This is a genomic window from Bifidobacterium sp. ESL0800, assembly GCF_029395355.1.
Lineage (GTDB): Bacteria > Actinomycetota > Actinomycetes > Actinomycetales > Bifidobacteriaceae > Bifidobacterium.
Map to the genome: position 1 here is coordinate 1,393,344 of NZ_CP113913.1, position 24,570 is coordinate 1,417,913.

Here is a 24,570-nt window from a genome sequence, read left to right on the forward strand (position 1 = left end):
AACGAAGAAATGAAATTTCTTTGTCTCTCTATCGATTACTCGAAGTAGCCGTCGGCGCCGAGACGGGCGTCGGGGTTCAAGAGCATCGCCTTCTCGACCTCGTGGGAATCGTAGGCCTTGCTGTCTTCGTGGAAGCGGCGGTTGTCGATCTCCTCGTAGAGCGGGGCCTCACCCATCATGCCGAGCAGACGGCGACGTTCGCCACGGGCCAGACGCTCGTTGGCGCGCTTGCGCCACGCCTCGAGCGCATCCTGGCCGTACTCGTTGGCGACGGCCGCCTCGAAAGCGCCGGGGTGCACGAGGGCGACGAAGCCGGAGACGTGTCCGAAACCGAGCGAGGTGACCAGGCCGGCCTTGATGGAGCCGATGTTGAGCGGCTTGCGCAGCCAGACCATGTGGTCGTCCTTGCGCATCTTCGGGTCGACGCAGTCCAGAGCCGCGTTGGCCGGAATGACGCCGGAGCGGAAGAGCTGGGTGAGCCCGTCGATCTGGAAGATCGCGGCGCCGCCCATCGCGTGACCCGTCAGGCTCTTCTGGGAGATGACGAACAACGGGTTGCCGTCATTGCGGCCGATGGCGTGCTGGATGGAGTTGTGCAGCTCGGATTCGTTGGAATCGTTGGCGTTGGTGGAGGTGTCGTGCTTGGAGACCACCGCGATGTCGTCGGCAGCGACGCCGAGACGTGCCAGCTGGCGGACCAGCTGGGAGTCCTTGCCACCCTGAGCCGCGGCGAGGGCACCAAGGCCCGGAGCCGGGATCGAGGTGTGCGCGCCGTCGGCGAAGCTGTGGACGTAGCCGACCACGGCCGCCACCGGCAGGCCCAACTTCCACGCGATATCACCACGGGTGACGAGCATCGTGCCGCCGCCCTCGCTCTCGACGAAGCCGTCGCGGCGACGGTCGTTGGAACGGGAGAAGAAGCGGTCGGAGATGCCCTTGCCATACATCACGTTCGCATCCGCCGTGGCGCCCATGTTGCCGAAGCCGATCACGGAGTCCACGCCGATGTCGTCGATCGCGCCGGTGACCACGAAGTCCGCCTTGTGCAGGGCGATCTTGTCGACGCCCTCCTCCAGCGAGACCGCAGCGGTGGCGCAGGCCGAGACCGGCTGGATCATGTTGCCGTAACCGCCGATGTAGGACTGCATGACGTGCGCGGCGACGACGTTCGGCAGGGCCTCCTGCAGGATGTCGGTCGGGATCTCGTGGCCGAGGAAGCGGTCGAGATAGAGCTTGCGCATGCTGGCCATGCCGCCGAAACCGGTGCCCTGCGTGCTGGCGACCATCGAAGGATGAATCGTCTGCAGGACCTCCGAGGGCGTGAAGCCGGCGGAGAGGTAGGCGTCGACGGTGGTGACGATGTTCCACAGGGCGATCTGGTCGACCTCGCCGACCATGGAGGCCGGGATGCCCCAGCGCACCGGGTCGAAGCCCTTCGGGAACTGGCCACCGACCGTGCGGCTCATCGCGAAGCGCTTGGGCACACGGATCAGGGAGCCGGGCTTGCGGGTCACCGACCATTCGCCGGACTCCTCGTCGCGGGCGATGGAGGTGTGCTCGGCGTCCATGATGACATACTGCTGGGCGGCTTCCTCATCGGGCACGGAGAAGGTGACCTCGTGGTCGAGGTAAATCTCCACCTCGCCGCTGGCCGTGTCGTCCTTGTAGTCGCCGCCCATGCCGTTGTCGAAGGGACGCAGGCCGGAACGGGCCACGACCTCGTCGTGGTAGCGCTCGGCGATGTCCGCCTCGGGCACGAGGTTGCCGTCGGTGTCGTACCAGCCGGCCTTCGGGCTGTCCTGCCAAGTGACCAGGCCCATGTTCCAAGCCAGCTCGAGCACCGCTCCGGCGGAGAGATCGACGCTGCCATCGGAGTGGATGCCCAGCTCGGCCTCAAAGCGGGTACGGCCGGAACCCCACGGACCCAGCTCGCCGATGGAGACGATGACGATCTGGTCTTCCGGCTTGACGGTGACATTGCGCCAGTCCGCCAGATCGACCTCGGCCTGACGCGGCGGGTCCGGGGTGGGCAGCGCCTTGATGAGCGTCGCCTTGCCGTCCTTATGATCAGCGTTGCCGGTATCGGTGTCGTCATCGGCGCTTGCCGCCGCGGAGTTGGCCTGATCGGCTTCCGCCTCGGCGCGCAACGCCTTGATGTCGATGGGCTCGCTGCCCAATCCACCGGTCAAATCGGCGGCAAGCGGGGCTTCGACGGCCTTTTGACGCGCATCGCCGTCCGCCAGGTCGAGCAATTGCTGCGCGATTTCAGCGGTGGAATACGTGCGGATGCCGTGACGCTCGACCACGTCGACCAGCGGGTCGTTGCCGCCCATCAGGCCGGTGCCTCGCACCCAGCCGATCAGCGGGTGGGCGAAGGTGACGCGGCCGGACCAGTCCTTCTCGGCGCGGGCACGGGTGACGATGGCGTCGAACGAGGACTTGACCTCGCCGTACGCGCCGTCGCCGCCGAAGACGCCGCGGTTCGGGGAGCCGGGCAGCACGACGTGGAGCTTGTGCTGCACATCGGTGTCGCCGCCGATGGCCGCGAAGCCGGTGATTGCGCGCTCGACGCCCCAGAGCATCAGGCGCGCCTGAGATTCGAAGAGCTGGCCGGAATCAGCCATGGTGCCGTGTACCGGGGGCGCCGCGAACGGGAAGAAGAGGCTCGGCTCGTAGGCCGGCTTCAGGATCGTGGTGGTGGCGCCGGTGGTCTTCTTGGAGACACCGCCGACCCAACGCACCAACGCATCGACGTCACGATAGCTCGAGAGGTTGGCCGGAACCAGCCAGAGCTTCGCGTCGCCCACCGCGTGCTCGCGGTAGACCTGCTCGGCCCAGGCCTTCACCGACTGCCTGAAGCTGTGGGACGTGGCGATAACCGTCGCGCCGCCCGCCAGCAGGCCTTCGACGACCTGGCCGGCGATGGAGTTGGCGGCCACGCCGGTGACCACGGCGACGTCGCCGGCGAAGCGGGACGCCTTCGGGTCGTTCTTGGCATCGCTGCGCGCCTCGACCGCGATGCGGTTGAAGGTGGAGGCGAGAATGCTGTTGCCATCGGTTTCGGCCTTGGAAGCGAACCAGGTGGCCTGATCGGCGACCTCAGGGCCTGCGCCGATGAAGCTCAGCGCGGAGACTTTCTGATCGTGGTTGTAATAGAGACGGGCGAGGTCCTCACGCGCGGTGGCCCAGCGGTCATCGAGCAACAGGGCCTTGCGCTCGTCGAAGCGCGGGGCGACCTGCTCGGGCCAGTCGCTGCCGAGCTCGGCTTCGACGGCATCGAGAACGGCGGCGTCATCATTCTCGTCGGCATCGGCGGCGGGGGCCTTGATGTCGAGCTCATCGAGCACGAAGCGCGCGGTCTTGGCGAGCACGCCGTCGGCACCGGTGACCTTTTGCGCGAACGCGTCAAGGGCAGCGGAATCGACCACGGAGCCGCCGGCACCACCGGCGCTCGGCAACGCGACGGTCACATTGTGATCGGCCGCCACCTTCTGCACGGCGGCGTCGATCAGGGCGTTGGCCGCAGTGGCATTGGACGCTTGCTCAGTGCTGAGGCTGGCCAGATCGCCGCCACGTGACGAGGAGCCCTCACGGGTCTCGAGCACCAATGTGGCGAGTACCGCATAGGCCCAACCCTGGCCAAGCTGCCAGGTGTCGGTGACGCGCTTCTCGACCTGCGCCAGCTTCACGCCGGCGGCGCCGAAGAGGCTCTTGATGCGGTCTCGCACGATGTCGGAGAGCACCGGCCCGAAGGGCTTGTAGTGCGGGGCGACCTTGTTGACCAAGGCGAAGAGATCGGTGATCGATGCCTCGGCGGCGCCGTCCACACTCGCCACGCCCAGCTCGGAGCTGATGTCCATTAAGAGCTGGTTGCGGCGCGAGGAGACACCGTTGGTCAGGGTGTCGGTGGTGTCGGTTTCGCCGATCTGGTCAGGACGCACCTTGGCCGCGTAGGCCAGAAGCATGCCGATGCCGTCGGAAGCGGTGAAAGGCAGGTCGGCGGGACGTTCGCCGGAACCAGCGGCCGGAGCCGGAGCAGCGGCAACTGGTGCGGATGCAACAGCAGCGGAAGCGACGGTAGCCGGAGACGACTCAGGTGCTGGCTGGGCTGCGGCGGGAGCAGCAGTTTCAGCAGACAAATCAGCATCGTCATTATCTTCTTCAGGGACAAGGCTGTCAGAATCCGTCATATACACGCGCTGCTCGTCGCGGCCGAGGTTGTAGACCGAGACCTCGGCGCCCGAGAAGTCGGGCAGGCGCAGGGTCTTGGTAGCCAGGTTGGCCAGCGTCGGCTGGTTGCCCAGCCCGACTTCGACGTAGTTCTCCACGCCGAGACCGCCTTGGGCCGGGTCGCCGAACATGATGGCCTGCGTCTCGATCCAACGCACCGGGGAGGCGAACTGCCAAGCCAGCAGCTCGGTGAAGAGCAGACGGCCGAGCTTCTGTTCGTCGGCGGCGTAGGAGTCCCACACCTCCGGGTTGTCAAGCGCTTCCTGGATGCGGGTGGACGGTACGACCTCGACGATCTTCCGCGCGAATTCCTTCGTCATCTCGAAGGGCGCTGCCACCAGGTTCGGGATATAGCGGCCAACCAGGCGGTCGTAGTCGATATGCGCCGGAAGCAGGGTGTCGAGCTTGTTGCGGAAGTCGGGCACGCCCTTGCGCAGCAGCATGGAGTGGAACGGCACGTCGATGCCGGGCACATACATAAGCGCAGGTTTGCCGCCGTATTCCTTGACACGACGCGCGGAATCGGCCTTCAGCGCCTCGAGGCCCTTCAAGGTTCCGGCGATGACGTACTGCTGGCCCGAGAGATTGTAGTTGACGATCTGCAGGAACTCGCCGCTCGCCTCACTGACGGACTTCACATAGTCGTCCACACCGTCGTCGCCCACGCCGAACTGGTTCGGGCGCAGCGCGGCCATACGGTAGTTGGAACGGCCCTGCTCGTCGCGTTCGATGAGGCTGTTCATCGCCGACCCGCGCTGGAAGACCAGCTCGAGCACCGTCTCGAAGGGGATGATGCCGGCGAAGGAGCTCAGCGCGTTGTACTCGCCCAGCGAGTGGCCGGCGAAGTAGGCGGGCCAGATGTCGCTGCCGGCCTCGCGCAGGCGGGAGGTCTGGGCGTAGGCGACGGTGGCGAGCGCCACCTGCGTGAACTGCGTGAGATTCAGCAGGCCGTCGGGGTGATGGTAGGTCACGCCGTTGGCCGTGAGCGTCTTCGGGTTGTCGCGCACGATGGCCAGTATCGAGAAGCCGAGCTTTTCGCGGGTGAGCTTGTCGGCCCGCTCCCAGGTCTCACGCGCGGCGGCGGACTTGGCACGTTCATCGAGGACCATGCCCTGCTGCTGGATGCCCTGGCCCGGGTAGACGTAGGCGGAACGGCGGGCGCGGACGGCGGCGGTGCCGCGCGAGACGATGTTGCCGTCGATGCGGCAGGTGACCTCCAGTGTCATGCCGCCGTGACGCAGCTTGCCGATACGCTCGACCGAGATCTCGACCTTGTCGCCGAGCTGCACCATGCCGTACATGTTGTAGGTCCAGCCGGCGATCTCGTAGTGCGCGCCCTTGTCGTCGCGGGCCTGCACGACGTGCTGGGCGGCGGCGGAGAGCCACATGCCATGCACCAGCGGGGCCTTCAAACCGGAAACCGCGGCGCCGCGGCGCGAGGTGTGGATCGGGTTGAAGTCGCCGGAGGTGCGCGCGAATGCGGTCATCTCGCTCGGCGCGGTCAACGTGACGCGACGCAGCATGCGACGCGGGGTGGAAGCGACCTGATCCAGGCCCTTCTCTTCGGCCTCGTCGAACGGCGTGCCTGCGCCGGTGTGAGCCTTGCGATAGGTGAGATAGTCGCCGTAATCAGGCACATCGACCGGCAGATCGTCGGAATAGGAACGGCCACGCACGGCGAAACGTTCGACCTCGTGGGCCAAAACAGTGCCGTTGATGGCGGTATGGGTGACGTGGATGGTGACGATGCGGCCGGATGCGGACTCGGCGTAGGCGTCGGCCCAGCTGGTCAGGTCGATCTTCTCGCCGACATGACCCAGCAGCTCATCTTCGGGGACCTCGAGTTCCATCTGATGGTCGAGGTGGACCGCGTTTAAGAGGCCTTCGATGACCGGGTAGCCGTGGACGTAGACCGAGCCGAGCGCGGTGTAGATCGCGGGCCAGGCCGGGCCGACCAGAGCGTCCGGGGCGATGCGCGAGGCGTTCAGGGAACCGGGCATGTTGCCGGCGGTGGCGGCCTCGTGGTCGTAGCCGAGGTTGGCGGAGAAGGTGTAGCTGGAGTGCGCCCGCCCATAGGGGAAGGCCTTCTTGTCGCTCATCTCCTCGATTTCGGGCATCGCCGTGAGCTTGTCGCCGGTGATGGCGGTGTTGCCGATGCCGGCGGTGTCGGCAAGCATCGCGTAGACGTGCTTCGGGAGGCGCTCGCGGTCGACGACCGGGAAGAGACCGGATTCGGTGGGACGTACGTTGAGCGGGATGACGATGTCGCGCACGGCGTGCTTGCTCAGTCCGCCGTCGGGATCATCGTCCCAGAAGGTGTCGAGGTGGATATCGAGGTCGAACATCTGGGTGCCGTCCTCGTCGCCCACCGGACGAATTTCGTAATACTTGTCGCCGTTCGGCGTGCCGAAGGCGGGATTCGTCATCAGATGGCCGACCCAGGAGATATTCGGCGACTTGCGGATGAAGTCTTCGGCGTCGATGACCGCATCGAGCTCCGCGAACGCCTGTTGCGGCTGGGTTCCCCCGTTGATCTCGCGGGTTCGCTCGAGCGCGGCGGCCTCGAAACGGCCGAGGATGGAGCCGATCGGCTCGTCGACGGTGGTGATGCCGGCCACGGAAATCGGGCCGGGGATGGCACGTACGGAATCGGCGGAATAGCGCGGATCCTCGGACTGCCAAAGCTGGTCCTGGCCCCACCAACGCAGCAGGTCGTTGTCGATCTGCGGCACGAAGGGCATCGGCTTGTGGTACTCGTGGATCAGGGTCGGGAACCAGGCCACGTCACTCGGGGTCACGGTGACCTCGGCGGCGCGCGGATAGGCTTGCTGCAAACGCTCGATGGCGGCTTGCGGGTCGTTCTCGACATCGGCGCGGGAGGTGAACAGCGAGGCGAACTCACCGCTCTCCTGATCGCAGACGCGGGCCTCGGCGCGCTGCAGCAGGTGCAGGAAGCGGTCGGCGTAGGTCGGGTCGGCCCAGGGGTAGGAAAGTTCGGCGAAGCGTTGCGCCCACTGGACGTAGGTCATCTTGTCGAGATCGCCGAAGTAGGGACGCGAGGTCTTGGAAAGAGCCTCGATGATCTCATCACGACGGCTTTCGAGCTCTTCGGGATGCTTCATCACGCGAACCAGCAGGCGGCCGCAGCGGGCGGAGGCGTTCTCCAGCTCGTAGATGTCGGCGTGCAGGTGGCTCAGGCCGCTGGCGACGCCGCCTTTCGCGACCTGTCCGGCGGCCACCCAGTTCTCGCCGAGAGGTGCGAACGGGTCGGAGTCGTCGGGTTTCGGCGAGATTCCCGGGGTCTCCACAAGCATGCGCTTGACGTCGGGGTTGGTGTGGGCCTCCTTGGCCGTCATCGCGGCGGTGCCGATCAACACACCATCGACGGGCATGTCGGGCTTGCCGTAGGCACGCGACCATTGCCCGGAAATGTAATCGGCCGCGCGGTCGGGGGTGCCGATGCCGCCGCCGGCGACCAACACGAGGTTGGAGCAGGCGCGCACGTCGGCGTAGGTGTCCATCAGCAGCACATCGAGGGATTCCCAGGAATGGTGGCCGCCGGCGGCCCCGCCTTCGACCTCCATGATGACGCAGACCGGGGCGACGGCCTTGGCAATGCGCACGACCTGACGAATCTGGTCGACGGTGCCGGGCTTGAAGGCGACGTAGGGGAAGCCCTGCTCGTTGAGATTGGCGACAAGCTGTTTGGCTTCGTCGAGCTCGGGAATGCCGGCGGAAATCACGACGCCGTCGATCGGGGTCCCGGAAGCGCGCTTCTTGGCGACGATGCCGGCGGGGCCGAACTGCATGTTCCACAGGTAGCGGTCCATGAACATCGCGTTGAACTCGATGGTGCGACCCTCTTCGAGCTGGCGATCGAGCGCGGCGACGTTACGGTCGAAAACGGCCGGGGTCACCTGACCGCCACCGGCCATTTCCGTCCAGTAACCGGCGTTCGCGGCGGCCGCGACGATGTCCGCGTTGACGGTGGTCGGGGTCATGCCTGCCAGCAGCACCGGCGGCTTGCCGGTCAGGTCGCTGAACTTGGTGCGGATCTTGTCGCCCGCGGGAGTGGAGATGACGCGCGGGGCGAACTTGCGCCAATCCTGCGTGCGGTTCGGTTCCTCTTCCATCGTGGAAAGCGCGGCGCGGGCCTCTTCGCTGTCGGCCTCGACCACGCCGACGCCGGTGCCTTGCACCAGAGCGCCCACGAGCTTGCCGACGGTGTTGCCCGGGCCCATGTCCACGATCCACAGCTTGGTCGGATCGTTGCTCTTGAGCAACGCGTCGGTGCGTGAGGCCCAATCGACATGGTTGACCAGCACTTCACTGGCCAGCGTGCGGGCACGATCGGCGTCCAGCCCGCAGGCCTGCGCCCACTTGACGGTGGACTCGACGGCCTCGGCCATCAGCGGGGAATGGAAGGGAACGGTGACCTCGAGATATTCGCAGATCGGGTCAAAGACCTCGCCGCCGCGCACCTTGTCCGCGCGCAGCTTGGCCTGACGACGGTGCTCCTTGCCGACCTCGACGACGAACGCCGCCAGATCCTCGGGATGCCCGGAAAGTACATAGTTGTCGGTGGCGTTGGTCACGGCGAAGGCGATGGGGCCGCGGGGCTTGACCACCCGGCTGACCAGCACCTCGATCTGACGCTTGTTCGCGCCGCGCACCGAGAGCATCGGGGTGGCCTCGCCGAACTTGGTGGAGACCGGGAGCAGACGGGACTGGCGGGTGCCGGCGGCGCCGATCAGGCGCGCGATGGCGAGAATCTCGTCGATGGCGTCGCGGGCTTCGTCGATGGAACCTGCCGCCTCAATGGCGTCGACCATATGCTCGGCGATGATGCCTTGGGAATGGCCGAGGACGGCGACCGGCTTGGCTTTCGCTACGCTATAGCCGAGGCCTTCGGCGTCGATCAGCGCGCCCAGCTGCGCCAGGGCGATGCCGGGAACGCTGGCGGCCGCGTCGGCGGCGTGGCCGAGACGAGCCGGATTGGCCTTGAAGCCGAAGAGGTCGACCGTGCCGCCCATCGTGGCGAGCAGATCGGGGGTGACCGCCGAAAGCAGGCGGGCCGAAGCATCGGCGTGCGCCTTGAGCTTCGCTGCGAGCGTCGGGTCGGTGCACTCGTCAGCCAGGGAGCTGACCCAGGGCGTGGATTGACCGCCGAAGACGAGCGCATGGGGCTCAGTGCTCAGACGATTCAAGAAGAAGGTGTTTTCAGTCATTGTCTTCCTTATATTTGGTTGGAATTCTCGTGAATACGGTTATTGCAAAAAATCAAGAGATCGACGGCGGACAATCCAGTACGTGGCCAGTAAGTTCAGTGACCATCTTATCGGTCGCGCCTTGGATTGCGCTTTGTGCTCAAACGCTGCACGGGCCTACATGGGCTGGTTCCCATGGTGTTTGTCGGTGCGGCGCGTACGCTTCTTACCACGCAGCAGCCGCAGGGATTCGGCGATGGCGTCGCGCGTCTGCTCAGGGTCGATCATCGCGTCGATCTGGCCGGTTTCCAGCGAAAGGTTCGCGTTGAGTGTCTCGCTTTCGTACTGGTCAATGTATTGCTGGCGCAGCGCTTCGACGTCCTGGCCACGTTCGGCCGCCTTGTGCAGGTCCTTGCGGTGGATGATGTTGACCGCGCCCGAAGCGCCGAGCACCGCGATCTGGCTGGAAGGCCAAGCGTAGTTGACGTCCGCGCCGATGGCCTTGGAACCCATGACGATATAAGCACCGCCGAAGGCCTTGCGCAGCACGACCGAGACCATCGGCACCTGCGCGTTGGCGTAGGCGTAGATGACCTTGGCGCCGCGGCGGATGATGCCCGCGTGCTCCTGGTCGCTGCCGGGCTTGTAGCCGGGGGTGTCCACCAACGTGACCACGGGCAGGTTGAACGCGTCGCAAAGGCGTACGAACCGTGCGATTTTCTCGCTGGAATTGACGTCGAGAATGCCGGCCTGCTCGTTGGGCTGGTTGGCCACGATGCCCACCGGATGGCCTTCGATGCAAGCGAAACCGACCACCGCGCACTTGGCGTAGAGCTCCTGGACCTGAACGAATTCGCCGTAGTCGACGATGCAGCGGATGACCTCGCAGATGTCGTAAGGCTGGCGGTCGTTGTCGGGAACGATGGAGGCGAGGCGTTCGGCGGTGGCGCGATCCGAACGGGTGGCCGCGTAGGCGTAGACCGGCGGCTTGTCCTCGGAACTCGAAGGAAGATAGGCCAGAACGGTACGCGCGTAATCGATGGCGTCGGCCTCGTCCTCGCCCAAATAATGCGCTACGCCGGAAACGGCATTGTGCACCTTGCCGCCGCCGAGGTCCTCCATCGAGATCGTCTCGCCGGTCACGGATTTGACGACGTCAGGACCGGTGACGAACATATTGGAGTTCTGACGGGTCATGATGATCAGGTCGGTCAGGGCCGGGCAGTAGACCGCTCCGCCCGCGCAGGGTCCGAGAATCAACGAAAGCTGCGGGATATAGCCGCTCGCCTCGCAGGTCTTGCGGAAGATGTGGCCGTACTGGGTCAGCGCCTCGACGCCTTCCTGGATGCGCGCGCCGCCCGAGTCGATCAACGCGACGACCGGAATTTTGAGGCTCAGCGCCATGTCCATCAGGTGGCAGATCTTCTCGCCTTCGGCGTGGCCGAGCGTGCCGCCGCGCACGGAGAAGTCCTGCGCATAGACGGCGACCTTGCGGCCGTAGACGTCGCCGAAACCGGTGATGACGGCCGAGCCGGCGAGGCCCTTGTTGATGTTGCCGCCGCAGAATCGGCCGATCTCCTGGAACGTGCCGGTGTCGAAGAGCAGGTCGAGGCGCTCGCGGGCGGTGAACTTGCCTTTGGCGCTCTGGCGATCGTGGGCGTGGTTTTCGGCGTCACGAGCCAGTTCGGCGGCCCGCGCCACAGAGGCGCGAATCGGCTGCTGCTCGATCGGCTTGTCGCTCTGGATGGCCTTTTCAACGGCCGTGGTGGTCATGATGTCGGTCATCAGCGCTCCCCTCCCTGCTTCGTGTCGTCCTTGGCGTTGTCGTTCGCACCGGATTTCTCGCGCTGCGCAGCACCGTCCACGTCGATCTTCATCAGCGTGGTGCCGGCGTCCACGGAATCGGACGGACCCACGAAGATCTTCTGCACCGTGCCGTTGACGGGCGCGTAGACGTAGTTCTCCATCTTCATGCTCTCGAGCACCGCCAGCAGATCGCCCTTGGCAACGTTCTGCCCTTCGGCGACGTTGACGCGGGTGACGATGGCCTGCATCGGCGAGTCGATGACGCCGGACTTGCCGTCGTTGGCCTTCGCGCGCTCTTCGACGGCCCCCGACGAGGAACCGCGCAGCGGCTGGGTGGGCCGACGCGAGCCGCGGGCCCGGGCCGAACCGGTGAGGTTGTCGACGATATCGCGCGGAACGGTGAGCTTCACGCGCTTGTTGTCGACCTCGATGACGAAGGAATCGGTCTCCTGCTTCTTGGGCTGCTGTTCCTCACCAGCCGAAAGCGAGGCAGGCTGGCCGCTGCCGGCGGTGTCGGGCTTGCGGTTGAGGTACTTGCGCTCGAGCCACTTGGTATAAACGGAGAAGGGATGATTCTCGGCGGTGAACTCCGGATCGTTGAAAATCGTATCGAAGAGCGACTTCGGGGTGGGCACGCCTTCCAGATTGAATTCCTTCAACGCACGACGCACGCGGGCGACCGCCGTCTGGCGGTCCTGCGCGGTGACGACGAGCTTGCCCATCATCGAATCGAATTTCGGGGAGACCACGTCGCCGACCTTCACGCCCGAATCGATGCGGATGCCCGGGCCGCTGGGCCAATCCAGACGAGTCAGAGTGCCGCCGGACGGGGTGAGGTTCTTGTCCGGGTCCTCGCTGGTGATGCGCAGCTCAAAAGCGTGGCCGTGGCTCTGCGGGGCCTGGGTGAGCTCGCCGCCGTTGGCGATGTTGATCTGTTCGCGCACCAGGTCGAGGCCGCTGACCTGCTCGGAGACGGTGTGCTCGACCTGCAGCCTCGGGTTGACCTCGAGGAAGTAGACCTTGTGCTGAGCGGTGACCATGAACTCACAGGTGCCCAGCCCCACGTAGTCGACGGCGCTGAAGAGGCTGCGGGAGTAGCGCTCGAGCTGCTCGGTCTCGTCGTCGGTCAGGAACGGTGCCGGAGCCTCCTCGATGAGCTTCTGGTTGCGGCGCTGCACGGTGCAGTCGCGCGTGGAGTAGACGGTGAAGTTGCCATGGCTGTCGCGGCCGGACTGGGTTTCGACGTGGCGCGCCTTGTCGATGAACAGTTCGACGAAGTATTCGCCCAGGTCACCGCCTTCGAGGGCGTCGTGGTTCATGTAGAAGCTGCGCAGCTCGTCGTCGTTGTGCACGAGGGTGATGCCTTTGCCGCCACCGCCGTCGGTGCGTTTCATCATCACCGGATAGCCGTTGATCTGCGCGAAGGTAAGCAGCTCACGCATGTTGCTGACCGGCTCGGAGAGACCCGGCACCGGAGGCACGTGCGCGCGCTTGGCCACACGCCGTGCGGTGATCTTGTCGCCGAGGTCCGTCAGGGCCGTCGGGCTCGGCCCGATCCATGTGGCGCCGGCCTTGATGACCTTGTCGGCGAAGGAGGCGATTTCGGAAAGATAGCCGTAGCCGGGGTGGACGGCGTCGGCCCCGCTTCGGCGCAGCACGTCGATAATCAAGTCTTCGTCCATATAGGAACGGTAGGAATCCCCATGCAGCAGATAGGCTTCGTCGGCCATCTCTACATATTGTGCATCTCTGTCCTGCTCGGCGTAGATCGCTACGGTCGGTATCCCCATTTCGTGAGCCGTACGAATAACCCGCAACGCGATTTCGCCGCGGTTCGCCACCAACAGTTTATTGACATTTTTGACCATAGGTTCCAACCTATCGTCTATTCCCCACCAGAGGTACCGCACAAATCGACAAAATCGCCCGCCCGCTTTTGTAGGTTTGCACAAACCTCAGGCCAGCACACCCACGTCGCCGGTTTTGACCACGTGACAGGCGCCGGACCCGTCCTGTATCGTCAGCGAAGCGTCGGCATTGAGGGAAAGCGCCGTGCCGACGAGCGTTGAACCATCGATGAATCTCGCCTCGACCTGCCGTCCCAGCGTCCAGCATCTGCTGCGCGTCTCGCCGAGCAACTTCGGCAATTCGGTTTGCGGATCGGCGACGAAAGTCGCCAAACGTCTTTTCAGGGACACCGCCAGACGCGCGGCGACCATGTCACGCATCCTCGCGGAATCGGGCAATGGGCCGTAAAGCAGCTGCAATGAAGTGGAAATCGGGGTCGGCAGATTTTCCCGCGCGATATCGAGATTGATGCCGATGCCGAACATCAGGCCGACGGCAGGTTCGCGGGTCTCGTCACCGTTTTCTTCCATACCTCTGGCAATGTTGAAACGCCCCGTCCTCTGCGGCAACGAGACCATCTCGGAGAGAATGCCGCCGAGTTTGTGCCCCTCATAGAAAATGTCATTGGGCCATTTGAGCTCAAGGTCGCCGGCTCGGTCAAGCGGTTTCGCACCGCACTCGGCCAACGCCCCATGCAAGGCGTCGAGCGCGGCAAGGCCGGCAATGATCGTAAACCACCCATTGTAATGCGAATTGCTCACCAGGCGCTCCGGCAGCGCGGTGCAAAACGTCACCAGCAACGAGGCCCCACCGGCCTTGTCGCCCCACTTCCGCCCGAGACGTCCGTGCCCGGCGCTCTGTACATCGGCGCATATCGCAATCAAACGCGGCCCGCCCTGTGCATCAATAACGCTCAGCCCGCCACTTGCCATCAGCTTCCGGGCCAGGATATTGGTCGAGTCAACAGCCGCAAGCGTCACCAGTTCATCCACGGCTCCGCGGGTTTCCGCCATCTGCGGCCTACGCGCCCCAGCCTGACGCACGAAATCCGCATATTGCGCCTCGATCTGCCCTGCACACCGCGCAATCGAAAAATCGGTCTCATCATTCATACCGGCCACTGTATGCATGCCCGGCGTCGAAATCCTTTGTGGTTTGCTACAAATCGAGCGGCGGACGGGACCGGCGAGGTTGATATCAGACGATAGAATGCCGGTTATGAATAATTCCGAGCCGACGAATGCAGCAAACCGTCAAAACGACGGTGAACCGTATTCGCAGGCGTCGGAAGGCGAAAGCCGGCTCGCTGCTTGCTCGTATTCGGCAACCAACGATTCGGGTTCCACAGCGGATACCGACACCTCCACGAAGTCCGCGACATCAACGCGTTTCGGCGGGCTTTTCGCTTTCCTGCGCTGGGCGCTGGCGGTGGCGGCAAGCCTGTGGATCGCGGTGTGCACCTCGCTCGGGCCGTTGTACCGGCAATACGAGCTCAATCCCGCAATCGCCACGATACGAGCCTTCTCGTGGAATAATGCGGCCATCTTCGCGGGAACGTTCGTCATCTGCGTGGCCGTCATCGTCGAGCTCGTCCGTTTCGGACGCGGGCAATGTCTGATTCCCTATCATTTCGAAATTCGTGCGAAACTCGCCGCGAGACGCGAGCGCCGTCGAATCCGCAAGCTTGCCAACAGCAAAGCGAGAAATCTAGACACCGGTTCAACAAGCGCGTCATCCGGCCAGTCAAACGGCAGACAGAACGCAAAACTAGACAATCGGCTTTGGCTACGCACCAGGATTCGGCAACGCATCGGGCACATCGCTTCAGGCATCCGTCTTGGAACGCACCGCGGCATGATGGCAGCCACCGACAAATGGTGGAAAATCGCCCTTATCCTCATCATCGGCTGGCTCTGGGTTCCCATCACTCTCGTCGCGGCGTTCGGCGCGGATATCCGCAGCCAGTTCCGCGAATTCAGCTGGGCCTGGAACCAATGGACGGGAATGAGGCAGCCCTATATCGGCTTCTTCTCCTTCGTGCCGATGGACATCTACCCCACCGCCCACTACCTGTGGCCTGCCAAACCCACCTATCTGACCGATCAGCACAATATCGTGCTCACGCTGATTTACGGCGCCGCCGGAACGGTTTCCCGCTATTTCACCGGCTCCAACGACTGGGGCATCGTCGTGCTCGCCTCGGGCCAGCTGCTCTTCGCGGCATTCTGTCTGGCCGCCACCGCGAACCGTTTCTTCAACCATCCCTGGCTCAAGCCCCGTAAACGCCTTGTCGATCTTCTCTCGGCTTCGTCTTGCAAGACAGGCCGGCCGGACTTTCAGGCGGAAAAAGTCGAACGTTCAAGGTTCGTCGGCCCGCTTCCCCGCTTTTTCATCCTCCTGTTCTTCCTGGTCTGCCCCCTGGTGCTGTTTTCTACGATAAGCCTGACCAAATCGCCGTTGTTCGCCTTTGCATTCGTCTGGTGGTTCGGCGTGGGTTACGAAGTGCTCTGCACCGCGAAATCGCACCGACCTCGGCCAAGCAAGAAACCGACATCACCGGCAACCTCTCGAAAACCAGACACCATAGGCGACAGCGAGGCTGCGAATGCTGGCGGCGCCAACGATACAGCCACAGACCGCGACTGCGAACCCTCTTACGACCGAATCGTCCTTCACCTGCGCAAACGCACCTTCATCGCGCTTTTTCTTTCGACAGTGGTCATGATGATCTCGGCGAAATACGCGATATATATCATCCTTTTTGAACTGGTGATAGCCCTGCTCGCCGACCGTAAACGCTGGAAAACCTATATCATCGGCATGCTGTTGCCGGTCATCGCCTTCCAGGGCGCGGTCGGGCTGGCCACGCGCGACGGCGCCATCATCAACGGCGATCCCATCGAAAGCCACGGCGTCCAGCTTCAGCAGATCGCGCGCGTCGCCGTGCTCAACCCGAACGGCATCCCGCAGGATGCCAGGAACAAGCTGGCCCCGATCTTCAACCTCGACCAGATGGCCGAAGCCTACTACCAGCAGGACGCCGACCCGGTGAAATCGTCGGGAATCCAGACGAAACGCGTCAGCTATCGCTGGCGAACGGTGACAAAAAAGGATATGAAGAACTTCAACGCCGCATGGCTCGAAATCGTCAAGGCCAACCCGCGCATCGCGCTCGACGCACTGCTGGCCAAAAGCTACGGGTATTTCGACATCATGGATCCGCCGTATATCGACATGACCTATTACGTCGTCTACGCCGGCAACGGGAACTTCACCGACTGGATCGGCAACTGGTGCTCCGACTGGCGTAAAAAAGTCACCAACTGGGCGAAGGACTGGAGCTCGAAGCCCATGCTCGGCTGGCTTACCCACGGCAACAGCTACGTCATCTTCACCTTGCTCTTAGGCGCAGCCGAAGTCATCCTGCGCCGTTGGAAAACGCTGGCCACCCACCTTCCGCTGCTGCTGCTCATGGGGGTCATGGTCACCTCCCCAGCCAATAATTTCGAGCGTCATATGCTTCCGCTGGTCTTCGTTCTGGGCTTTGTGCTCCTGACGTTCTGGCAGGATTCACGGATACCACGCACACAGGCGCGTGCGAGACAAGTCAATGGCGTCAACAATGCCGACACAGCCGACACAGCCGACACAGCCGGCGTAGCCGACAAACCAGACACCGCGGTCAGCTCAATTTGCGGGATCGACAGACTAGAATCGTAAGTATGAGCATGCACGATAGCGACAACAACGGCACGGAGTCGCGGAAACCAGCCGATTTTCTGAGCCTCGCCGCAGGCTCGGCCGACATCGTGCACGGTAAAGAAGTTATGGGCCAGAGACTTTCCAGCGACCAAAACCAGACATCGCCAATCACCGTCATCGCCGATAGCCATGACAGCGAAAAGGCGGCCGCACAGGCAAAGGCCTTCGAAGCGCTGGGCAACCGCGAAAATCTGGAGACCATAGCCTTCGAATGCCTGGCCCGCGGAATCCACGACGAACGGGTCGTCTCCCTGCTGCATGTGTTGGGCTGGCCAGAAACGTTCAACTGCTTCACCATCGCAGGCGTTCCCGCGATCACGTACGAAACGGCGAAATCCATCTTCATCAAAGGCGCCCACGACCTTGGCAGCCGATATTGCCTGGTCGGACGCAGCCACGGATTGACCATCGGCCTTGTCGTGGTCCAAGGCGCAGCTACCCCAGAGGTGACGTGCACGGCGGTGATGAAAGCGTTCGACCGCGAAAAGCCGGTATGTCTCGGGCCTACACGACGCAATGTCGCCGGGGCCGCACGATCATTGGGCGCCGTGCTTTGCGCGTTCCACGTCATGCCTGCGATACATCCGCTGCCCCGGCCGGCCAGAGCCTCCGATATGCTGCCGGAACGCGCACTCGTCGGGGATACCGACGCCATCGACGAGCTGTACCAGAGCGTCTATCAAAGTCTCAAAAGCGAGAACGAAAACGACCCGACCCTGCCGACCGTCTCGGCGTTCCTCAACTTCGGCGGATCGCTGGAAGCCACAGGCAAGGCTCTGAACGTCCATCCGAACACCGTTCGCTACCGCATCAAACGCGCCGCCGATGCCACTGGATGGGACGCCAACGACCCGCGCGACGCCTACGTGCTGCGTACCGCCATCACCATCGGCGCCATCCGCGATGCCGAAAACGCAATCAACATTTAATGCCGCGGCACCGGCCCCAGCGAGTGGCGCTGAATCATTTCGGCAGGGATGAGACCGACCCCGTGGGCGTTGGATACGAACGTGGTTTCCCCGCCTTCGCCGAGCAGACGCAAGGTCTCACGCATCGCGGCCGTGCCAAGGCCTTCAAAATCGGAACGAACGGTGGTCAGCGGCGGCCACATGTCATTGACGCCGGTCATGTCGTCAAAACCGACGACGCTGACATCCTGCGGAATACGCAAGCCGTGCTCGTGCAGGGCGCGGGTCACACCGATCGCCTGGGCGTCGTTGGCGGTGACGATGACGGTGGGTTTTTCGGCACCGGCCGAGCCGATGCTTTCCAGCTCGTGGTTCATGCGCGCGTAAGCCTCGGAGGAATCCCAGGAATTGCAACGAATCTCACGCGATTCGATACGAAACTGGGAGGACGCCTTGCGCCAGCCGAGCAACCGCGTCACCGCATCGCGCCATTGCACGGGACCTGCGAAATACAGCGCCGAACGGTGGCCGAAGCGGGCGATGAGGCGCGCCACCTCGTGCATCGCGCCCCATTGATCGATACCGACCAAAGCCGTGCGGCCGCGGCCTTCGGCGTCCATCAAGCCGCCGGCCCGGCTCATCGAGATGTTGCCGTGGGTTGAGGTGATCAGGACGCGCGGTTCTGAAAGCCTGGTGCTGCAAGCCGCCGAAAACATGATATCCGTAGGGGTCAGGAAAATGAACGCGTCGACGTTCTGCTCTTCGAAGGTGCGGCACAGATCCTCGAATTCGCTTTGCGTGCAGCGCGCCTCGTGCACCATGGAGACCATGAGGAAGAGGCCGTGGCGACGCACGATGGTCTCGATGGCGGAAATCGCGGAAATGGGCCCAAGAAAACTGAGTCCGCCGGCGATCAGCCCTATGGTGCGGGAACGGCGCGAAGCCAACGTTCGCGCGGAATTGCTGGGGCGGTAGCCGAGCACGTCGATGGCGTGCTGGACTTTGGTGCGGGTCGCGTCAGAGACCTCGGAGGAATGATTGATGACGCGGGAAACCGTCTGATGGCTGACGCCCGCCATTTTGGCGACCTCGAACATCGACGGCCGTTTGCCCGGATTGCGTTGAGCGCTCATTCCTGTCTCCCTTTGCTTTTCCGGTGCTTGGCCCAGCAAGACACACCTTCAGTGAACGCTCACAAGTCTACTCGGCCTGGGCTATCGGTTTGTTTCTCGAGTCACTTCGCGCACACGGTTCGTCTTCCAGCCATTTGCAGCGTCTTTCGTTTCAGAGAAGATGCCAACTGGTACGGTGCAGCGGGGTCGGGCCATATTCGGCGATGGCAGCGCGATGCGCGGCGGAACCGTAGCCCTTGTTGTGCCGCCATTGGTATGGCTCGTAATTCGGGTTGCCCTGCGCCAGCGCGACCATAAGCCTGTCACGCGTCACCTTGGCGATGACGGACGCCGTGGAGACGAGCGCACAGCTCTGGTCGGCCTTCACCTTGGTGGTCACGACCGGCAAAATCGGGACGATCGGGGCGTCGAACGTTCCGGCGGCCTTGGAAATATAATCGTTCGGCCCATCCAGAATCGCTCCGACGCGAAGCGGGTCGGAGCCGACGTTCAGCTCCCGTTCCACCGCACCCACCGCACGCAGGGCCGCGATACCCAGCGCGTAGGTTATGCCCCACTCGTCGATTTCCTTATTGCTGGCCTGCCCGACCGCGCTGGCCGCGCACCACGAACGCAAATCCTCGAACATCGCCTCGCGTTTATGCTCGCTCAGCAGCTTGGAATCGGCGACGCCGCCCGGCACGTCAAGCCCGCCTTCCGCCAAATCACGAGCCCATACCGCGGCCGCCCCGACCATCACCGGGCCTGCGAGTGCACCCCGGCCCACTTCGTCGAACCCGACGATGAGGTCAAAACCGCCGCCAGCCAGTTCACGTTCCAAATCCAAGGTCGGCGGTGCAACGTGGTGGGCCGTGCCGCGACGCTTGCGTGCGGTGTCACCATTGGCTTCCGAAGCCGCTTCGACGTCCATATATCATGCCTTCCAGCAATCTTCCATTACCCAAAACGAGGATACCCCACCACAGACGCGCCTCAAATTGCCATAACGTAATACAATATTACCAACTTGCTTAATTACCCGTCATCATGTCTACGTATTTCAGCTTATGATTTCGGCACACCAGGAACGGCGGCGAACACCTCACGATGCGACTTGACCACCTTGAAATGGCTGAATGGCCAGAAGGTCAGCATCGCCACCCCGCTGATATTGGCCATCGGCACCAGCCCGCCGTTGCCATCGTCGGCATGATAACGAGAATCGGCGGAATTGCCGCGGTTGTCTCCCATCACGAAAACGTTGCCGGCACTCACTTTGGTTTTGAACGCGAAATTGCTGGGTTCGCTGCCGGGCTTGATATAGGCGGCTTCGTCGATCGCCACGCCGTTGACGGTGACCGGGGAACCGCTGCCTTTGCAGGCCACCACATCACCGGGCATGCCGACGATCCGCTTGATGAGGTCGTCAGACCCGTGATTGTCGGTGCCTGCGAGCCAGTGAGCCGGGTCTTTGAAAACGATGACATCGCCGCGTTTGAGCTTGTTCATCGGCCGCGCGAGACGGTTGGTGACCAGCCGGTCGCCGATCTGGATGGTGTCCTCCATCGAGCCGGACGGAATCTCATAGACCCCGATGACGAATACCCGCAGCAGCACCAGGACGAGCACGAACACGGCGAACGGGATCACGAAGCTCAGGAAGCCTTGCAACGACGTGTCGTCAACGGACTCGGAATCGGCGTGCTCCGGATTGCTGCGCAGGGCGCGCGGCCGGGGTTCGGGGCTCACCCCGTAATCCGCGACCTCGATGATATGCGAATCGGCTTCGCGTCGCTCATCGTCACGCATATCATCCCCTGCCATCCGAGCCTCCTGCCGTATGTATATGCATGTCCACGTTCGCGGCCGCCCGAAACGGCGACCCAACGATAACCGAAAACCATCATAGTCTGTGGGATGGTACAGCGATGTCATGCATATGTATTACTTTCTCAAGAGTCGCAAAACGCCTGCCTACCCCCTCTGCCGACTCCCCGATAGCTCTTCTCTACCGGCCTTCAGGGATACCGGTCTTCACGCCGCGTAAACCCGAAATCAGCGCAAAAGCAAAAACGGCGGCCGGAACATAGTGTCCGACTGCCGTTTCGCACAAAAGCCGTTAGGCCTGCATTCACGCCTTGGCGCTGTTGTCCTGACGCTCGGTGATACGAGCGGCCTTGCCACGCAGGGCACGCAGGTAATAGAGCTTGGCGCGACGAACGCGACCGTGACGAGTCACCTTGATGGAATCGATCACCGGGGAGTGCAGCGGGAAGCGACGCTCCACGCCGCAGCCGAAGCTGACCTTGCGGACGATGAACGTCTCACGCAGGCCGGCGCCCTGGCGCGCGATCACAATGCCGGTGAACGCCTGAAGACGGGAGTTGTTGCCCTCCTGAATCTTGACGTTGACCTCGACGGTGTCGCCGGGACGGAACTCCGGGATAGAATCCGAGGGCTTCATGTGCTTGGCATCAAATGCCTCAATAGCGTTAACCATTGTTTCACCTGTCGCTGCCGCATATCAGCGTACATGTCAGGGGCGGCGCCGCACTTTCGTGCCATGGCGGCAAATGATGCCGAACGCGCCCGTTACTTTTCCGCCGGAACCCGACGGAATGTTGCCGATTCGCCGCTGCGGGAGCGTCCGAACCAACGGACGAAGCCACAAGGCTGAACCCAAATGAAGAAGCGAACCCATGCGGCAGCCCGCCTCTTGGCATAACAAACTTTTATTTTAGCGAAATACGGCGACACACGCGTTATGTATTCGATGACGTATTTTTCTCCATCCAAAATCACACAACGACAGCTGTTCGGCGACCACTTTCTGGCACAATCCCAAACGAATGCAAGAAAACGGCCGCTGGCAGCCGCTAAATGACCGTTTTCCGGCACAGACTGCCTGAAATGCAAGAAATAGGCCGCTTATTACAACCCGTCAGTGTCCACTTTCTGGCACAACGACTCACCGATGCCAGAAAGTGGACATTGAGACAAGCCAAGCAACAGAAACACGATTGTCAAATCAATACAGACACGAAGATACCCGATCGAAACGAACCAATTTGACAAGCCACGTCGAAACCCTTATTTTGGTGGCGGTAATTGTTCCTGCGCCATACGCACCGAGTCGAAGGAGGTGGGGATCATGACAAGCGATCTTCCTAGTAGTATCAACGATCTGCATCATTTGTGCGCTCAAGCACAACCCCATCTCGATACGATGACCCGGTGCTGGATGTGAAATTGTTCGGTTTGCCTGTAACGCTACGAGCGTAAGACAGCGTGAAACGATTCCGCCTTACCTGCCAAGGATTCCGTCTTCGAGATCCTTTTCAAATTAATTAAACGTATCCGTCACGCCAAAAATTACGGACATACCGGCAAATAACCGCATCAAGGATTCACGATTCGCAACCCGTAGTCTGCGCCTGCCGACTTCAGGATTGAAAGCCGCCATCGCCGGAATCGTACATTTCTGATGCCCGGTTTGCCAGATGTGTCTGGTTTGCCGGTCGTGTCTGGTTTGCCGGTCGTGTCTGGTTTGCCGGTCGCGCCCAGTTTGCCAAGTATGCCCAGCTTGCCAGATATCCGGTTCGCCAAGAATATCCGGTTTGCCGGCAATATCGGCAACGTCAACCGCGCGTTGCGCAATGCGCCGACGCCACGATACGCCGTTCATGAGGAATCATCATGACCAATTTCTCCTTCAATTTCAACCGTGCCGCACCAGGGACATCGAACGCGGGGCGAAACGCCAGCTTTACCAAACGCCTTATCTCGGACTGTGTGGTGGCCGTCGGCATCCTCGCACTCTTCGGCCTGATCGCATGGATCCTGCCGGCCATCAACTCTCCGGTCGGGCCGAAAGGCATCCCTTCCACCGTCTCGACCGACCCGCGCAACCTGCCCTATTACGCGCTGCGTTCCGTCTTTCGCATGGCCATCGCTCTGTTCTTCTCGCTGGTGTTCACCTTCGTCTACGGACTGGCCGCGGCGCGCTCGCGCAGGCTCGGCAAGGTGCTCATCCCCCTGCTCGACATCCTGCAATCCGTGCCGATCTTGGGCTTCCTTTCGGCGACCGTGACCATCTGGCTCGCCCTCTTCCCCGGCTCGATGATGGGCGTGGAGGCCGCGTCGATTTTCGCCATCTTCACCTCGCAGGCCTGGAATATGACCTTCTCGTTCTACCGGTCGCTCAAGAGCGAACCGAAGGAACTCGATGAGGCGGCGCGCAACCTGCAGCTGACCCGCTGGCAACGTTTCTGGGTGCTAGACGTTCCGAATTCCATGATTCCGTTGCTCTGGAACATGATGATGAGCGTCGGCGGCGGCTGGTTCTTCCTGACCGCCTCGGAAATGATCTCGGTTGGTAACCGCACCTACGCGCTGCCCGGCATCGGCAGCTACGTCGAGGCTGCGGCGAGCGAAGAGAACCCCGGCAAAATCGGCTGGGCCATCCTGACCATGGTCATCGTCGTGCTTTTGATCGATGTTTTGGTCTGGAAACCGCTCACCGCTTGGGCCGAAAAGTTCCGCATCACGCAAAGCGAATCGAGCGAGCCTAAGCGCAGCGCCGTTTTGACGCTGATCCGCCAGTCGCATATCGACGATTTCCTCGCCCGCATCTTCCGTCCCGTCGGCGAATTGCTCGACTGGGCCACCCGTCCGCTCGGCCGCACCGGCTCGAAGTGGGGTGCCAAACCCGGACGCCGTCGCGCTGGTGATGTGGTCTTTGATGTCATTGTCGGTGTTCTGGTCATCGCCGGAGCCGCAGAGCTGATTGTCGCCATCGCCCGGACCACCGGATTGGGCGAGCTTGGGCGGGCTTTCGGCTTGGGCGGCTTCACCTTCCTGCGCGTGGCGCTGTTGACCGTGGTCTGCTCGGTGATCTGGGTGCCGCTCGGGGCCATCGTCGGCATGAACCCGAAGATCTCGCGGTTGGTACAGCCTCTGGTACAAGTGCTGGCGAGCTTCCCCGCCAACTTCATCTTCCCGTTCGTGGTCATGGTTTTCGTCGCACTCGGCGTCGACATCAACTGGGGCTCGATCCTCCTGATGGCACTGGGCACACAGTGGTACATCCTCTTCAACGTCATCGCCGGCGCGTCCGCCATCCCCGACGACCTCATCGAAATGACCAAAAACTTCGGCATCACCGGATGGATGAAATGGAAGACGCTCATCCTGCCGGCGGTTTTCGGCTCGTGGGTCACCGGCGGCATCACCGCCGCCGGCGGCGCGTGGAACGCTTCCATCGTCTCGGAAATCGTCAGTTACGGACGCCACACGCTCGTCGCCCGCGGCCTCGGTTCCTATATCGCCGAAGCCACCGCGCACGCCGAAAGCATGAAGACACTGATCGGCGTGGCCGTGATGGCCATTTTCGTCGTCGCCGTCAACCGACTGTTCTGGAACCCCCTGCAACGACTCGCCGACCGTCGTTTCGTCGTCGGATGAGTTAAGGAGATTCGATGAGCATGATAAGCAGAAACTCGAGTGTCCGTTTTCTTGCATTCTCAATCATCGATGCTAGAAAACCGCCACTCACAGCCCCGCAATGGCCGGTTTCTTGCATAACCGAACACAAAAGCAAGAAAACAGCCGCTGATGACTCCTCAGTAACCACTTTCTTGCACCGCTGAACGCAAAAGCAAGAAAACGGTCACTGGCTGCTTCTAACTGAACGGTTTT

The 24,570-nt window shown here is 62.6% G+C and carries 11 protein-coding genes and 3 pseudogenes; 3 read left to right on the forward strand and 11 right to left on the reverse strand.

Annotated features, from left to right (window positions below; genetic code table 11):
* Positions 1–35 precede the first annotated feature (35 nt).
* The 6 genes and pseudogenes from OZX75_RS08655 to OZX75_RS05540 all read right to left on the reverse strand — a co-directional run.
* Positions 36–2,981: pseudogene (locus OZX75_RS08655) on the reverse strand (beta-ketoacyl synthase N-terminal-like domain-containing protein); the annotation flags it as partial.
* A gap of 222 nt (positions 2,982–3,203) precedes the next feature.
* Positions 3,204–3,965, reverse strand: a pseudogene (locus tag OZX75_RS08660) (hypothetical protein); the annotation flags it as partial.
* Positions 3,966–4,105: 140 nt separating this feature from the next.
* Positions 4,106–9,458 (reverse strand): annotated as a pseudogene (locus OZX75_RS08665) (fatty acid synthase subunit beta domain-containing protein); the annotation flags it as partial.
* A 156-nt stretch (positions 9,459–9,614) separates the two neighbouring features.
* On the reverse strand, positions 9,615–11,222 hold the full coding sequence (locus OZX75_RS05530) for an acyl-CoA carboxylase subunit beta (protein WP_277145670.1): 1,608 nt from the start codon (positions 11,220–11,222) through the stop codon (positions 9,615–9,617).
* Positions 11,222–13,111, reverse strand: a complete 1,890-nt coding sequence (locus tag OZX75_RS05535; RefSeq protein WP_277145671.1) for an ATP-binding protein — start codon at positions 13,109–13,111, stop codon at positions 11,222–11,224. The genes OZX75_RS05530 and OZX75_RS05535 overlap by 1 nt, the downstream gene beginning before the upstream one ends.
* A gap of 87 nt (positions 13,112–13,198) precedes the next feature.
* On the reverse strand, positions 13,199–14,203 hold the full coding sequence (locus OZX75_RS05540) for a biotin--[acetyl-CoA-carboxylase] ligase (protein ID WP_277145672.1): 1,005 nt from the start codon (positions 14,201–14,203) through the stop codon (positions 13,199–13,201).
* Between the two features lie 106 nt (positions 14,204–14,309).
* Here OZX75_RS05540 and OZX75_RS05545 point away from each other — a divergent pair, with 106 nt between their 5' ends.
* Together OZX75_RS05545 and OZX75_RS05550 are read left to right on the forward strand one after the other, a co-directional pair.
* Positions 14,310–16,811, forward strand: a complete 2,502-nt coding sequence (locus tag OZX75_RS05545) for a DUF6020 family protein (RefSeq protein WP_277145673.1) — start codon at positions 14,310–14,312, stop codon at positions 16,809–16,811.
* A 2-nt stretch (positions 16,812–16,813) separates the two neighbouring features.
* Positions 16,814–17,782: a PucR family transcriptional regulator gene (locus OZX75_RS05550; protein WP_277145674.1), complete on the forward strand. Its 969-nt coding sequence runs from the start codon at positions 16,814–16,816 to the stop codon at positions 17,780–17,782.
* Here OZX75_RS05550 and OZX75_RS05555 read toward each other — a convergent pair.
* The 5 genes from OZX75_RS05555 to OZX75_RS05575 all read right to left on the reverse strand — a co-directional run bounded on the left by OZX75_RS05555 (position 17,779) and on the right by OZX75_RS05575 (position 22,558).
* Positions 17,779–18,894 (reverse strand): LacI family DNA-binding transcriptional regulator, encoded by a 1,116-nt coding sequence (locus OZX75_RS05555; protein ID WP_277145675.1) that lies wholly within the window; start codon positions 18,892–18,894, stop codon positions 17,779–17,781. The genes OZX75_RS05550 and OZX75_RS05555 overlap by 4 nt on opposite strands.
* Before the next feature lie 151 nt (positions 18,895–19,045).
* Positions 19,046–19,804: a ribonuclease HII gene (gene rnhB / locus OZX75_RS05560; protein WP_277145676.1), complete on the reverse strand. Its 759-nt coding sequence runs from the start codon at positions 19,802–19,804 to the stop codon at positions 19,046–19,048.
* Positions 19,805–19,938: 134 nt separating this feature from the next.
* Positions 19,939–20,697, reverse strand: a complete 759-nt coding sequence (lepB, locus tag OZX75_RS05565) for a signal peptidase I (protein WP_277145677.1) — start codon at positions 20,695–20,697, stop codon at positions 19,939–19,941.
* A 307-nt stretch (positions 20,698–21,004) separates the two neighbouring features.
* The gene (rplS, locus tag OZX75_RS05570; protein ID WP_277145678.1) at positions 21,005–21,373 is read right to left on the reverse strand and encodes a 50S ribosomal protein L19; all 369 of its coding nucleotides are present in this window, start codon (positions 21,371–21,373) and stop codon (positions 21,005–21,007) included.
* Between the two features lie 843 nt (positions 21,374–22,216).
* A complete protein-coding gene (locus OZX75_RS05575; protein WP_277145679.1) occupies positions 22,217–22,558 on the reverse strand; it encodes a hypothetical protein in 342 nt (113 codons plus the stop codon).
* A gap of 11 nt (positions 22,559–22,569) precedes the next feature.
* On the opposite strand from OZX75_RS05575, the gene OZX75_RS05580 reads away from it, so the two are divergent.
* Entirely contained in the window at positions 22,570–24,336 is a 1,767-nt protein-coding gene (locus tag OZX75_RS05580; RefSeq protein WP_277145680.1) for an ABC transporter permease, read from the forward strand.
* Positions 24,337–24,570 lie beyond the last annotated feature (234 nt).